This window comes from Amycolatopsis sp. FBCC-B4732, assembly GCF_023008405.1.
Taxonomy (GTDB): Bacteria; Actinomycetota; Actinomycetes; order Mycobacteriales; family Pseudonocardiaceae; genus Amycolatopsis; species Amycolatopsis pretoriensis_A.
Genome location: NZ_CP095376.1, coordinates 6969729 through 6983840, shown reverse-complemented (window position 1 = coordinate 6983840; position 14112 = coordinate 6969729). Strand labels below are relative to the sequence as shown.

Below are 14112 nucleotides of genomic sequence, written 5' to 3'. Positions count from 1 at the left end.
CGGCAAGCGTCACACCGCCGGGTCGCTGCCCTTCGCTTACTGTGTGCCTCGTGCGCACGGCTCGGATCGCCTCGGCCCTCCTGATGGGGGTGGCCGTCCTCGGGTATTCGGGGTGGCTGCTGGAGTTCTTCCTCCCGACGGGCGTCTCGCCGGTCCACGACCCGGTGGAGGCGCTGCTGGCCGGCCCACCGGTGTTCCGGGTCCTGCTGGCCGTCTCGGGGGTCGCGTTCCTGCTCGCCGGCCCGCCGCTGCACCGCCTCGGCCCGGTCCAGTGGTCGGCGCGGCTCAGTTCCGTCTCGGTGAGCGTGTTCGGCCTGGTCGTGCTGGTCCAGGCCGCGTACCCGGAGCGGAGCGACCTGATCTCGTCGCTGCTCAGCGTCGTGCTGGTGGCCGGCGTGATCAGCCTGATCCTGTGGTGGCCGCCGGGCTGGCGGGCGCTCGCGGTCGCCGGGCTGGTCGTGGTGATGGCGACCTGGCTCGGGGTGGTGCTCTCGCGGCAGTTCGACGCCTACGAAGGGGTCTTCACGCGGGTGCAGCTGGTCGTGCGGGCCGCGCTGTACGGCATCGGCGGCGCGTACGCCTTCGTCAAGCCTGCGCCCCGGCACGCGCACCGATAGCGCCGTTCCGGTCCGGAACGCCGGTGCGGGGTGGCACGATCCGGAGCAGGTGTCCCTTTGCGGAAGGATCGAAATGGCGGGAAACGTGCGTCCGGTGGCCGACGAGCGTGACGGGCTGCTGAGCTTCCTGGAGCAGCAGCGGTACGTGCTCAGGTTGGCCGCACACGGGCTGACCGACGATCAGGCGCGGCTCGCGGCGACGAAGAGCTCGCTGTCGGTGGGCGGGCTGATCAAGCACGTCGCGACCACCGAGAACAGCTGGCTGGACACGATCCTTCAGGTGCCCCAGAAGCCGTTCGCGGAGAGCGTGGCCGAGTACCAGTCGGCGCACCGGCTGGGCGAGGACGAGACGCTGGCGGGCGTGCTGGCCCGCTACGACGAGGTCGCGAAGCGGACGGCCGACGTCATCGGCGGGATCGAGGACCTGGGCCAGGCGGTCCCGGTGCCGAAGGACGTGCCGTGGTTCCCGAAGGACGTCGACGCCTGGTCGGTCCGCTGGGTCCTGCTGCACCTGATCCAGGAGACGGCCCGCCACGCGGGCCACGCGGACATCATCCGCGAGCACGTCGACGGCGGCACGGCGATGCCGCTGATGGCGGCGGCCGAGGGCTGGCCGGAGTCCCCGTTCATCAAGCCCTGGACGCCCCAGCCCGCCTGACGAACCGCGTGGAGGCCACCTGGAGCCGTGAAGGTGGCCTTCACGGTTTTCAGAACAGCGTGGGCTCGTCCGCCAGCGCGCCTTCGATGACCAGCATCCGGCGTTTCGTTCCGACCCCGCCGCGCGCCGAGAAGCCGCCGTCCTTGCCGCCCGCGGCCAGCACCCGGTGGCACGGCACGATGATCGGGAACGGGTTGTTCCCCATCGCCTGCCCGACGGCCTGCGCCGATCCGGGCTGCCCGAGCCGGTGCGCGATGTCGCCGTAGGTCAGCGTCCTGCCCGGCGGGATCGTCCGCGCGACCTCGTACGCCCGGCGGTGGAACTCCGGCACCGAAGCCAGGTCCAGCGCCACCGAGGCCAGGTCCGGCCGCGCGCCGCCCAGCAGCGCCACGATCCCGTCCACCGCCGCCCGGACCGCGGCGGGCGGCGGCTCCTCGACGGCGTCCGGGAACCGCCGGAGCAGCCACGCGCGGGTCCGCGCGCCACTGCCTTCGGGCAGGGACGTGCCGACCACGACGTCGTCGCGCCACGCGAGCCCGCAGACCCCGATCGCCGTGTCGAACACCGTGAAGCCGGTCGTCATGCGATCAGCCTACGACCGAAGAGGGGTACCGCCGCCGCGATCGACCGCTAAGTTCGGTTCGGGCGATTCCGAGGAGGACGTGTGCGGCGACTGATCCTGGTGACGGCAGTGCTGCTCGGCTTGATCGCCACTCCGGCGGCCGCGGACCCGCTGGTCATGCCGCACGTCGTCGTCACGCACCACACGTGGTGGGCGGAGCAGGTGATCAAGCACGCCGGCGGCACGGTCGTCGCGAGCTACCCGCAGATCGGCGTCGTCGTCGCGTACACCGCGAAGGACGACTTCGCCGCGAAGGTCCGTGCGACACCGGGCATCGACGCCGTCGGCGCGACGCGCACCGCGAAGGTCCCGAAGGAGTTCTTCGCGCCTCGCAAGGACGTCCGCTACACCGGCCCGAACTCGCCGAACTCCGGTCAGGTCCCGCCCGAAGGCACCGCGTGGGACGTCCCGGCGCTGCACCTGCCCGAAGCGCACGCGGTCACCGAAGGCAGCAAGCGCACCGTCGTCGGCGTGCTCGACGTCGGCGTCGACGACACCCACCCGGACCTCGCGCCGGCCTTCGACCGCAAGGATTCCGTGTCCTGCCTGGCCGGCTGGGCCGACCGGAGCCCCGGCGCCTGGCGGCCCACGCTCGACGGCCACGGCACGCACGTCGCCGGCACGATCGCCGCCGCCCGCAACGGAACCGGCGTCGTCGGGGTCGCTCCCGGCGTCCGGATCGCCGCCGTCAAGCTGGCCGAACTCGACGACACCGAGACGGCCGAGAGCATGGTCTGCGGGTTCGTCTGGGCCGCGGAGCACGGGTTCGCCGTGACCAACAACAGCTACCGCTCGATCCCGTGGCGCTACAACTGCGACGACCAGCCGGACCAGGCCGCGGCGAAGCTCGCCGTCGGCCGCGCGGTCGCGTACGCCCAGCGCCGGAACGTCCTCGTCGTCGCCTCGGCCGGCAACGCCGGGATCGACCTCGACACCCGCTCGGCCGACCGCGAAAGCCCGGCCGACAGCACCCCGGTGGAACGCGCGATCGACCCGACGTGCACGCGGCTGCCGCACGAGCTGCCCGGCGTCGTCGGCACCGGTGCGCTCGACGAGAAGCTCGTCAAAGCGAGCTTCTCGAACTACTCGGCGTCGCGGATCAGCGTCGCCGCGCCCGGCGCGCGCGTCTGGTCGACCTGGCCGAACGGCGAATACCGGTCGGCGAGCGGGACGTCGATGGCCGCGCCGCACGCGAGCGGCGTCGCCGCCCTGATCGCGAGCGAACACCCGCGGTGGAGCGCCGAGCGCGTCAAGCAGGCCCTGTACGCCACGGCGACGCCGCTGCCGTGCCCCGACGCCGTCTGCACGCCGATCGCGGGCGGGACGACGTACTACGGCCGCGGAATGGTCGATGCGGCGAGCGCGGTCGGCGCGGGATGATGGCGCCGTGCTCGATCACCTCGTCTACGCCGGCCCCGACCTCGCCGCCGCCGTCGCCCGCGTCGCCGACCTGACCGGGGTCACCCCGGCCCCCGGCGGCAGCCACACCGGCCTCGGCACCGCCAACCACCTCGCCGACCTCGGCGCGGGGATGTACCTGGAGGTGATCGGCCCGGACCCGGCGCAGCCGGAGCCGCTCGCGCCCCGCCCGTTCGGCATCGACGCCCTCACCGAGCCGGCGCTGGTCGCGTGGGCGGTCCGCACCCCCGACCTCGACGCGACGATCGCGGCGGCCCGCGCCCGCGGCTTCGACCCGGGCGACCCGCGGGAGATGTCCCGCGAGACGGCCGGGGGCGAGACGCTGCACTGGCGCCTGACCCCGCCGACCGCGCCGGGCTCGCTCCGCCCGTTCCTGATCGACTGGGGCAGCACCCCGCACCCGACGACCCGCGGCCTGCCGTCCCTGCCGCTGCTGATGGTGACGGCCACCCATCCGGACCCGGCCTCGGTCCACACGGCGACGGAAGCGCTCGGCCTGGAGTTCCTGGTCCGCCGCACGGAAAAGGCGTCCCTCACAGCGGCCCTGCGCACCCCGGACGGCCGTCAGGTCGCCCTCAGCTAGGTGTGGTGTCCGGGGAGGTTGGTCAGTCGGGTGACCGGCGGCTTGCCGCCGGTCGAGCTGTGGGGCGGTGGTGATTGTAGAAGTGCAGCCAGCCCGGTAGTGCTGCCCGCGGCAGAGTCTCGGACGGGTAGGAGCGGGCGTAGGCCCACCCGTCGGCCAGGGTCCGGTGGAAGCGTTCGATCTTGCCGTTTTTTGAGGCCGGTAGGGCCGGGTGCGTGGATTTCGGCGTAGGCGACGCGGGAGTGGTCATCGAGCACGGTGTGCACGAACGCAGTCCCGATCTTGGGGTTGCGGGGGCTTGCCGGGTGTCGCAGCCCGGTTGCGGTCACCTTGGGCGCGGCCGACGAACCGGTGCCCGCCGCCGTCGGGGATGTTGCCGAACTTGGTGACATCGACATGCCGCAGCGAGCCGGGATGGTCGTGCTCGTAGCGGCGCAGTGGTTCGCCGGTGACCCGGTCGATCCGGGAGAGCCGGTTGATCCGGCAGCGGGTCAGCACCGCGTGCACCGTGGAGGCGGGCAAGCCGAGCCGGCCGCCGATCTGCACCGGGCCCAGCCGCATGCGCCACCGCAACCGCACGATGCGGTGGACCAGATGCCCGGGTGTGCGGGTCGGGCTGTGCTGCGATCAGCCATCCCAGCCGCGCTTTCGTTGCGGTAGCGCTGCGCCCATTTGCGAGCGGTTTTCGCGGCGACCATGAACATCTTCGCCGCTGCCGTGCAGGTCCAGCCCTGCTCCACGATCAGGCGCGCGAGTCGTCACCTCAACTCGGGACAACGTCCCTGGACATCACAGCTAGGCCTTGCCCTCGCGCCACAGGTTGGTCATCGGCAACCGCCGGTCGCGGCCGAAGGCCTTGAACGTGATCTTCGTGCCCGGCGGGTACTGGCGCCGCTTGTACTCGGCCTTGTCGACCATCCGCACCACCCGGTCGATGGTCTCCGCGTCGAACCCGGCCTCGATCAGGTCGGCGTACCCGCGGTCGCCCTCGACGTAGTCGTCGAGGATGTCGTCGAGCAGCGCGTAGTCCGGCAGCGAGTCGGTGTCGACCTGCCCCGGCCGCAGCTCGGCCGACGGCGGCTTCGAAATCGAGTTCTCCGGGATCGGCGGGGTCTCGCCGCGCTTCACCGCTTCGGCGTTGCGCCAGCGGGCCAGCTGCCACACGTGCGTCTTGAAGACGTCCTTGATCGGGGCGAACGCGCCGACCGCGTCCCCGTAGATCGTCGAGTACCCGACGGCCAGCTCGGTCTTGTTGCCGGTGGCCAGCACCAGGTGACCGTCCAAGTTGGACAGTGCCATCAGGAGCATGCCGCGCGTGCGCGCCTGGATGTTCTCCTCGGCCAGGCCGGTCAGCGAAAGCTGGTCGACGTACACGCGGACCATGTCCTCGACCGGCTCGACGCGGTAGTGCGCCCCGATCCGCTGCGCCAGGTCGGCCGCGTCGTCCTTGGAGTGGCCCGAGGAGTACTTCGACGGCATCGAGACGCCGTAGACGTTGTCGCCGCCCAGCGCGTCCGCCGCCAGCGACGCGCAGACCGCGGAGTCGATGCCGCCGGAGAAGCCGAACGTCACCGACGAGAAGCCGTTCTTGTGCACGTAGTCGCGCAGCCCGACGACCAGCGCGTGCCACACTTCGGCCTCGTCCGAAAGCGGCTCGCTGATGACCGGCCGGGCGGTCGGCTCGTACGACGGCAGCGGTTCCGCGCTCAGTACGCGGCGCCGGACGTGCAGGCCTTCGAGCTCGCCGTCGCCGGCGTGCCCGCCCGCGGTGAGGTCCATGTCCAGCACGAGCAGGTGCTCGACGAACTGCGGCGCGCGCGCCACGACCGCGCCGTCCGCCGCGACGACGAGCGAGTCGCCGTCGAACACGAGGTCGTCCTGGCCGCCTACCTGGTTGGTGTAGACCAGCGGCGCCCCCGCTTCGGCGGCGCGGCGCGCGATCAGCGGCAGCCGCTGCTCGTCCTTCGAGCGCTCGTACGGCGACGCGTTCGGCGCCACGACGAGGTCGACGCCGGCGCGGCCCAGGGCCGAGATCGGGCCGCCGTCCTGCCAGATGTCCTCGCAGACGACCATGCCGATGTCGAGCCCGTGGAACCGGACGACGTCGAGCGTGGTGCCCGGCTTGAACCAGCGGTGCTCGTCGAACACGCCGTAGTTGGGCAGGTGGTGCTTGAACTGCCGCGCGACGACTTCACCGCGGTAGAGCGCGGCCGCCGCGTCGCGCGGGCCGACCTCGTCGACGTCGAGGTACCCGATGTAGGTCAGCACTTCGCCGCACCCGGCCTCGTCGAGCCGCCGCGCCAGCGACTCGACACCTTGGCGGGAAGCCTCGGCGAAGGTCCGGCGCAGCGCAAGGTCTTCGACCGGGTAGCCGGTCAGGGACATCTCGGGGAAGACGACGACGTGCGCACCGGCTTCGGCGGCCCGGCGGGTCCAGTCGACGTGCAGGTCGGCGTTGCCGTCGAGGTCACCGACGGTGGGGTTGACCTGGGCGAGCGCGATGCGCAGTTGCGACATGCCGTCATTCTGGCCCACGGCCACCCGGCAAGCCGAGCGAATGTGGGCGAAATCGAAAAGCCCCCGCCCGGCGAACCGGACGGGGGCTTCCCGCGAAGAGCTACTTCCGCTTGATCATGCTCCGGACCTTCTTGATGGTCTGCTCGAAGTCCGAATCGAACGGGTTGTCGTGCACGAGGTACGTCCACGTCGTGTTCGCCCGCCGCACGCCGGCCTCGCCGAGGTCGATGCCCTCGTCGGTCAGCTCGGCCTCTTCGAGCGTCTTCGCCGCCCGCGAGTCGGCCTCGCCGATGATCTTGTGGAACTCCGGGATCGCCGCGCGGTGGAACTCGTCCAGCGGCGTCTCGCGCGCCAGCGCCCGCAGGTGGATGCTCTCGCGGACGTCGGTCAGGTACGCCAGGTGGTCCGACCACAGCTGGTCGACGTGGAACAGCAGCACCTCGCGGCACATCTGCTCCAGCTTCTCTTGGTCGTCGAGCTTCTCCTTCAGCTCGCCGAACTTCTCCGGGTGCGCCTTCTCCATCGCCTCCGCCGCGTACGCGGTGCGAAGCACCTTGTCGCGGTGCACCAGCAGGTCACGCCGCTGCCGCTCGATCAGCCGCGTGTAGCGCCAGGTGTTGCGGTGGATCTCGAGGTCGACGCCCTCGGCGACGCGCTGCGCGTGGTTCAGCTGCCGCAGCGCCGCGCCGTCGGTGATCTCGCCGGTCTCTTCGTCGTCGACGATGCCCTCGGGCACGTCCGGCGCGTTCGAGAGGACGAGTTCGTCGTTCAGGCTCGCGAAGAAGATCGCGCTGCCCGGGTCGCCCTGACGTCCGGAACGGCCGCGCAGCTGCCCGTCGAGGCGGCTCGACGGGTACCGCGCGGTGCCGATGACGTGCAGGCCGCCCAGTTCGACGACCTCTTCGCGGGTCGCGCCGTCGGTGCCGCCCAGCCGGATGTCGGTACCGCGGCCGGCCATCTGCGTGGACACGGTGACCGCGCCCTTCTTGCCGGCCTCGGCGATGATCGCGGCCTCCGAGGCGTCGTTGCGCGCGTTGAGCACGACGCACTCGAGGTCGACCTTCGCCAGCTTCTCGGCCAGCTCTTCGGACTCGGCGACGTCCTGGGTGCCGACGAGGATCGGCCGCCCGGTCTCGTGGACCGTGCGGATCTCCTCCTCGATCGCCCGCAGCTTCTGCGACGGCGACGCGAAGACGCGGTCCTCCAGGTCCTCGCGGACGTTCGGGGTGTTCGGCGGGATGACCGCGACCTCGAGCTCGTAGAACTCGCGCAGCTGCTCGGCGACGGCGACCGCGGTACCGGTCATGCCGGCGACCTCGGGGTAGCGCGCCAGCAGCGCCTGGACGGTGATCGAGTCCAGGATCTCGCCGCGGTCGGTGGCGGTGACCTGCTCCTTCGCCTCGACGGCGGCCTGCAGGCCGTCCGGCCAGCGCTGCAGCTCGGCGACGCGGCCGCGGGCGGCGTTGATGAGCTGGACCTTGCCGTCGCGGACCAGGTAGTCGACGTCGCGGGTGAGCAGCGCGTGCGCGTGCAGGGCGACGTTCACCGCGGGGAGCCGGTCGGACGCCGTCTCGCCGTAGAGGTCGTCGACCTCCAGGCCGAGTGACTTCGCGACGACGGACGCGCCGGCGTCGGTCAGCCAGGCGTTGCGGCCCTCGCTGTCGGTTTCGTAGTGCAGGTTGAGCCGCAGCCGCCGGACGACCTTCGCGACCTCTTCGTCGGCGTCGGTGTGGTCGATCGAGCCGGCCATCACCAGCGGGACGCGGGCCTCGTCGACCAGCACCGAGTCCGCCTCGTCGACGATCGCGACCTCGGGGTCGGGCTGGACGAGGTCGTCCACGTTCGTGACCAGCCGGTCGCGCAGGACGTCGAAGCCGATCTCGGCGACGGCGCCGTACGTGACGTCCTTGGCGTAGGCGACCTTGCGCTCCTCGCGCGAGTGCGCGGGCTCGACCCAGCCGACCGACACGCCGAGCAGGGCGTACACCGGGCCCATCCACTCGGCGTCGCGGCGGGCCAGGTAGTCGTTGACCGTGACGACGTGCGCGCGCTTCCCGCGGATCGCGTAGCCGGCGGCGGCCAGCGCACCGGCGAGCGTCTTGCCCTCACCGGTCTCCATCTGCACGACGTGCTTGCTGAGCAGGCCCATCGTGCCGAGGATCTGGACGTCGAACGCCCGCTCGCCGAGCGCCCGCCGGGCGGCTTCACGCCCGAGCGCGCACACCTCGATCAGGTGGTTGTCGCCGAACGCGGTGTCCTTCAGCGTCTCGCGGAGCTTGCCCGCCCGCTCGGTCAGCTCCTCGTCGGAGAGCTTCTCGAGCTCGGGTTCGAGCTTCTCGACCGCGGGCAGCAGTGCTTCGTAGCGGGTCAGCTCGACGCTGCCCGGCCGCTGGATGATCCGGCGGAGCTTCTTGCCCACCCGGCTGATCAGTGCTGCCACCCCTGGTCTCCCGTTCTCTCTCGCTCGACCGGCCTGCCCCACCCAACGTGGCGGTGGTGCGTTCGAGTTCCGCGGCCGGATGGGACGATCCAACCGTGTTCCCTCATCCCAGCGCCAGGTCCGGTCGTCGCCGGATCACCGCAATTGCGACATCCGTGCTGATCGCGGCCTCGCTGGCCGCCTGCACGTCCTCCGGGAAGCCGGCGCCGGTCGCGCCGACGACGGAGTCGCACCCACCGTCCGGACCGGTGCCGGCCGGGTTGGAGCGGTTCTACGGCCAGAGCCTGTCCTGGGCCGACTGCGCACCTTACGCGACGTCGGAGGACTCGCGATCGGCCTTCCAGGCGAAGGACGTCCAGTGCGCCCGGCTGACCGTGCCGCTGGACTACGCGAAACCGGCGGGGGACACCATCACGCTGGGCCTGCTCCGCCATAAGGCGTCGGACGCCGGCTCCCGGATCGGGTCGCTCGTGGTCAACCCGGGCGGCCCCGGTGCCTCGGGCATGGTCGCGGCCGCCGGCCTGGTCAAGCCGACCGCGAGCACCGGCCTCGGCAAGCGCTTCGACCTGGTCGGCTTCGACCCGCGCGGCATCGGCGCGAGCCAGCCGGCCATCCACTGCCTGACCGACTCCGAGCGCGACGCCGACCGCGCCGACGACAGCGAGACCGACGGCTCGCCCGCCGGCGTGGTCAAGCAGGAAACGCAGGAAAAGGACTTCGCCGCGAAGTGCGCCCAGCGCACCGAAGACGGGACCGGGATGCTGGCGAACGCCGGCACCCGGGACGTCGTGAAGGATCTCGACGTCCTCCGCTCGGTCCTCGGCGACGAAAAGCTCACCTACCTGGGCTACTCCTACGGCACCCGGATCGGGTCGACCTACGCCGAGGCGTTCCCGAAGAACGTCCGCGCGATGATCCTCGACGGCGCGGTCGACCCGGAGCAGGACGCGGTCGAGTCGCTGGTCGCGCAGGGCCAGGGCTTCGGGAAGGCGTTCACGGAGTTCGCGAAGTGGTGCACCGCCCAGCAGGACTGCGCGCTCGGCGGCGACGCGAACGGCGCGGTCAAGGCGTTCCAGGACCTCGTCCGGCCGCTGATCGACTTCCCGGTGGAGGTCGGCGACGGCCGCAAGCTCTCCTACGAGGACGCCACGACCGGCGTCATCCAGGCGCTCTACCAGCAGAGCCTCTGGGACACCCTCAACTCCGGCCTCAACGAGCTCAAGCAGCAGCGCGGCGCGACCCTGGAGAAGCTCGCGGACATCTACAACGAGCGCGACACCGACGGCAGGTACGGCACCACGCAGGACGCCTTCACCGCGATCCGCTGCGTCGACGACCCGCGCGTCACCGACCCGGCCGTCATCCTCAAGGCGCAGGAGGAGTACGTGAAGGTGGCGCCGTTCCTCGACGACGGCCGCCCGGCTTCGGCGGCGCGGGACGCGTGCGCGTTCTGGCCGGTGCCGAACACCTCCGAGCCGCACGTGCCGAACGTCGAAGGCCTGGCGAAGACGCTGGTCATCTCGACCACGAACGACCCGGCCACGCCGTACCAGGCCGGCGTCAACCTCGCGAAGGGCCTGAAGGGCGCGCTGCTGACCTTCGAGGGCACCCAGCACACGGTGTTCCTGCAGGGCGTGAAGTGCGTGGACGAGGCGGGCACGGACTACCTGGTCGACGGCACGGTGCCGCCGGACGGGACCCGGTGCGCCGGGCAGTAGCGGCGCTGGCGCCGGTCCTGCTGCTGGCGGCGTGCACGAGTGCTCCGGCACCCGCGCCGCCGCCCCCGGCTCCCGCTCCCGACCTGGGGAAGTTCACCGGGCAGACGCTCACGTGGACCCCGTGCGGGGACGCGCTCGACTGCGCGCACCTGACCGTGCCGCTGGACTACGCGAAGCCGTCGGGGGAGACGGTGCGCGTGGGCCTGCTCCGGCACAAGGCGGCGAAGCAGCGCATCGGCTCGCTGGTCGTCAACCCCGGCGGACCCGGTGGCTCGGGGACGGCGACGGCGGCGTCGCTCGCGAAGACGCCCGCCGCCGCGCCCCTGCTCGACCGCTTCGACCTGGTCGGCTTCGACCCGCGTGGCGTCGGCACCAGCGAACCGCGCATCACCTGCCGCACCGACGCCGAGCAGGACGCGGACCGCGCGTCCGACATCGAGAGCGATTCGTCGCCCGATGGGGTGAAAAGACAGCTCGCCGAGACGACCGCGTACGGCGCGAAGTGCGTCGAAGCGACGAAGTACGGCAAAGAGTTCCTCGCGAACGCCGGCACGCGAGACGTCGTACGCGACCTCGACGTCCTTCGCGCGGTTCTGGGCGACGAGAAGCTGACCTACCTCGGCTACTCGTACGGGACGCAGATCGGCGCGGCTTACGCCGAGGCGTACCCGCGCAACGTCCGCGCGCTGCTGCTCGACGGGGCGGTCGACCCCGCCCAGAGCCTGGTGGACTCACTGGTCACGCAGGCCGCGGGCTTCCAGGACGCCTTGACCGAGTTCACCCGTTGGTGCGCGTGCCCGTTCGCCGGCAGTACCGAAGCGTTCCAGCGGCTCGTGCGTCCGCTGGTCGCGAAGCCCCTCCCGGCCGGGACCCGGAAGCTGTCGTTCGAGGACGCGATCACGGGCACGTTCGGCGGGCTCTACGCACGCGGCGACTGGCCCGCGCTGAAAGCCGCGCTCGCGCAGGTGGCCCAGGGCAACGGCCGGACGCTGCTGGCCTTCGCCGACGGCTACTACCAGCGCGATCCCGAGGGCCGCTACAGCGGCGCGATCGACGCGTACTTCGCCGTCCGCTGCGTCGACCACCAGCGGGTGACCGACCGGGCCGCGATCGACCGCGCGCACGGGGAAATGCTGGCCGGGGCCCCGTTCCTGGCCGGCGGCACGCCCGACACGAGCGAGCTCGACATCTGCTCGACCTGGCCGGTTCCGCCGACGTCGGCCGAGCACCCGCCGCGCGCGCCCGGGCTCCCGAAGCCGCTGGTCGTCTCGACCACGCACGACCCGGCGACGCCGTACCGGCAGGGCGTGGACCTCGCGAAGGACCTCGACGGCGTCCTGCTCACCTACGAAGGCGTCCAGCACACGGTGTTCCTGCAGGGCAACGCGTGCGTCGACCGGGCGGGCGTCGCCTACCTCGTGGACGGCACGCCGCCGCCCGCCGGGACCCGCTGCTAGCCGAGGTCCGCCGGCTCGTTCTGCCTGGTCAGCGACAGTTCGATCATCACAGGGCTGAGGTGGTCGCCGGCCGGCGGGATCTGCGCCCACAGGCGGGTGAACCGCCGCGGCCCGTCGGCCGAGACCCACACCTTGACGATGACGTCCTCGCTCACCTGCGGCAACACGCCGTGCGCGACCACCGCGGGCACCTTGCCGCCGACGCGCAGGGCGGCGGCGCCGTCGACGTTCTCCCGGCCCTCGGTCTTCGCGTCGGTCACGCCGTCGAGGAGCCGCTTCAGCCCGGCGGACGGCCCGAGGAACGCCCCGACGGTGTACATCTCCGGCAGGCGCCCGACGTCGGGATCCGTCGTGACCTGGTCTTTTCGCACGGTGAAGCGGAACTTCGTGTGCCCGTCACCGTCCTGGACGTCGGCGGTGCCGGTCGCCGTGCCACCGCCGTCGAGGGTCGCGTCGCCCTCGATCTGCCGGAGCGGGAAGCCCGGGAGCACGCCGTTGACGCCGGCCGCGAAGTGCACGCTGCGGACCTCGGCGAACGACGTCGCGGCGGCGCGGACCAGGTCGGCGCCCGCGGGGAAGGGCCCGCGCGTGTCCGGTGATCCGGTACAGCCGGCGGTCAGCAGGAGCACGAGCAGGACGGCGAAGCGGGGCATGCCGCGAGGGTAGTCGTGGCCCGATCCTTGCGGAGGATGTCCTCCCGGCCACTTTCGGCGTCCCGCGCGCGCGGTGAAACTGGCCGGGTGACTGTCGAGACCCGTCCCGCCCCGAGGCTGCACCGCGCTTGGCCGATCGCCGGCGCCGCCTTCGTCGCGCTGCTCGCCTCCGCCGGCTTCCGCGCCGCCCCCGGCGTCCTCATCGACCCGCTGCACCAGGAGTTCGGCTGGTCCACGGCCACGATCAGCTCGGCCGTCTCGGTCAACCTCGTGCTCTTCGGCCTCTTCGCGCCCTTCGCGGCCGCGTTGATGGAGCGCTTCGGCATCCGCCGCGTGTCGGCGACGGCGTTGTTCGTCATCGCCCTGGGCGCGGGCGGCACGGTCTTCATGACGGCGAGCTGGCAGCTCATCCTGTGCTGGGGCGTCCTGGTCGGCCTGGGTACCGGCTCGATGGCGATGGGGTTCGCCGCGATGGTGGCGGCCCGCTGGTTCGTCCGCAGCCGCGGCGTCGTCACCGGCGTCCTGACCGCGGCGGGCGCCACCGGCCAGCTGATCTTCCTCCCGCTCATCGCGAACCTCGCGGTGACGTCCGGGTGGCGGACGGCGTCGCTGGTCATCGCGATCGCGGCGCTCGCCGTGGTCCCGGTGGTCCTGCTGGTCATCCGCGACCACCCGGCCGACCTCGGCACCACGGCGTACGGCGCCCCCGCGGACGCGGAGGTCACCCGCCCGGCCCCGAAGACCGGCTCGGTCCGCAGGGCGCTCTCGGTGCTGCGCCAGGCCGCCCGCACCCGCACGTTCTGGCTGCTCGCGGTCGGCTTCGCGATCTGCGGCGCGACGACGAACGGCCTGGTCGGCACCCACTTCGTCCCGGCGGCCCACGACCACGGCATGCCCCAGACGACCGCGGCGGGCCTGCTGGCGCTGGTCGGCGTCTTCGACGTGGTCGGCACGATCTTCTCGGGCTGGCTCACCGACCGCGTCGACCCCCGCATCCTGCTGGGCGTGTACTACGCGCTGCGGGGCCTTTCGCTGGCCTTGCTCCCGCAGCTGTTCACGGACTCGGTGCAGCCGAGCATGTGGGCGTTCATCCTGTTCTACGGCCTCGACTGGGTGGCCACGGTGCCCCCGACGGTCGCCCTCTGCGTCCGCGCGTTCGGCGACGCGGGCCCGATCGTGTTCGGCTGGGTCTTCGCCAGCCACCAGCTCGGCGCGGCGTTCGCCGCCTCGGCCGCGGGCCTGGTCCGCGACCAGCTGGGCACCTACAACGTGGCCTGGTACGCGGCGGCGGTACTGGCGGTGATCGCGTCGGCGGCGTCCCTGGCCATCACGCGGGCGAAGAACCCCGTTCCGGTGCTCGCGACGTGACTTCGTCACCCTCGGCGCGTCGTGAAACATCCCGTTAACACGCTGTCGTTAGGGTGCGGC

At 72.1% G+C, this 14112-nt stretch carries 11 protein-coding genes and 1 pseudogene; 7 read left to right on the top strand and 5 right to left on the bottom strand.

The window, feature by feature from the left end; translation table 11 throughout:
* Positions 1-50: 50 nt before the first annotated feature.
* Complete coding sequence (locus MUY14_RS30715) at positions 51-617, top strand: hypothetical protein (RefSeq protein WP_247014400.1); 567 nt, start codon at positions 51-53, stop codon at positions 615-617.
* 73 nt (positions 618-690) lie between these two features.
* Positions 691-1275, top strand: coding sequence for a DinB family protein (locus MUY14_RS30710; RefSeq protein WP_247014399.1), 585 nt, complete (start codon positions 691-693; stop codon positions 1273-1275).
* A gap of 49 nt (positions 1276-1324) precedes the next feature.
* Here the strand turns inward: MUY14_RS30710 and MUY14_RS30705 are convergent, their stop codons facing one another.
* Positions 1325-1858, bottom strand: coding sequence for a methylated-DNA--[protein]-cysteine S-methyltransferase (locus MUY14_RS30705; RefSeq protein ID WP_247014398.1), 534 nt, complete (start codon positions 1856-1858; stop codon positions 1325-1327).
* Positions 1859-1939: 81 nt separating this feature from the next.
* Here MUY14_RS30705 and MUY14_RS30700 point away from each other — a divergent pair, with 81 nt between their 5' ends.
* Both MUY14_RS30700 and MUY14_RS30695 read left to right on the top strand, forming a co-directional pair.
* Positions 1940-3277, top strand: a complete 1338-nt coding sequence (locus tag MUY14_RS30700; protein ID WP_247014397.1) for a S8 family serine peptidase — start codon at positions 1940-1942, stop codon at positions 3275-3277.
* Positions 3278-3284: 7 nt separating this feature from the next.
* Complete coding sequence (locus tag MUY14_RS30695; RefSeq protein WP_247014396.1) at positions 3285-3899, top strand: VOC family protein; 615 nt, start codon at positions 3285-3287, stop codon at positions 3897-3899.
* Here MUY14_RS30695 and MUY14_RS30690 read toward each other — a convergent pair.
* From MUY14_RS30690 to secA2, 3 genes and pseudogenes are all read right to left on the bottom strand, one after another.
* A pseudogene (locus MUY14_RS30690) lies at positions 3896-4645 on the bottom strand (integrase core domain-containing protein). The gene MUY14_RS30695 and the pseudogene MUY14_RS30690 overlap by 4 nt on opposite strands.
* 49 nt (positions 4646-4694) lie before the next feature.
* A complete protein-coding gene (locus tag MUY14_RS30685; protein ID WP_247014395.1) occupies positions 4695-6416 on the bottom strand; it encodes an NAD+ synthase in 1722 nt (573 codons plus the stop codon).
* 100 nt (positions 6417-6516) lie between these two features.
* On the bottom strand, positions 6517-8856 hold the full coding sequence (secA2, locus tag MUY14_RS30680) for an accessory Sec system translocase SecA2 (protein WP_247014394.1): 2340 nt from the start codon (positions 8854-8856) through the stop codon (positions 6517-6519).
* Positions 8857-9011: 155 nt separating this feature from the next.
* Between secA2 and MUY14_RS30675 the strand changes: the two genes are divergently transcribed.
* Together MUY14_RS30675 and MUY14_RS30670 are read left to right on the top strand one after the other, a co-directional pair.
* Entirely contained in the window at positions 9012-10574 is a 1563-nt protein-coding gene (locus MUY14_RS30675) for an alpha/beta hydrolase (RefSeq protein ID WP_247014393.1), read from the top strand.
* A complete protein-coding gene (locus MUY14_RS30670; RefSeq protein WP_247014392.1) occupies positions 10559-12031 on the top strand; it encodes an alpha/beta hydrolase in 1473 nt (490 codons plus the stop codon). Before MUY14_RS30675 ends, MUY14_RS30670 begins: the two co-directional genes overlap by 16 nt.
* Here the strand turns inward: MUY14_RS30670 and MUY14_RS30665 are convergent.
* Positions 12028-12684, bottom strand: coding sequence for an LppX_LprAFG lipoprotein (locus MUY14_RS30665; protein ID WP_247014391.1), 657 nt, complete (start codon positions 12682-12684; stop codon positions 12028-12030). The genes MUY14_RS30670 and MUY14_RS30665 overlap by 4 nt on opposite strands.
* A gap of 87 nt (positions 12685-12771) precedes the next feature.
* Between MUY14_RS30665 and MUY14_RS30660 the strand changes: the two genes are divergently transcribed.
* Positions 12772-14052, top strand: coding sequence for an MFS transporter (locus tag MUY14_RS30660; RefSeq protein ID WP_247014390.1), 1281 nt, complete (start codon positions 12772-12774; stop codon positions 14050-14052).
* The last annotated feature ends 60 nt before the right edge of the window (positions 14053-14112 follow it).

Excerpts from the sequence above, each read along its gene's own strand:
- MUY14_RS30665 (WP_247014391.1), bottom strand. The coding sequence starts at position 12,684 with ATGCCCCGCTTCGCCGTCCTGCTCGTGCTCCTGCTGACCGCCGGCTGT.
- MUY14_RS30685 (WP_247014395.1), bottom strand. The coding sequence starts at position 6,416 with ATGTCGCAACTGCGCATCGCGCTCGCCCAGGTCAACCCCACCGTCGGT.
- MUY14_RS30710 (WP_247014399.1), top strand. The coding sequence starts at position 691 with ATGGCGGGAAACGTGCGTCCGGTGGCCGACGAGCGTGACGGGCTGCTG.
- MUY14_RS30705 (WP_247014398.1), bottom strand. The coding sequence starts at position 1,858 with ATGACGACCGGCTTCACGGTGTTCGACACGGCGATCGGGGTCTGCGGG.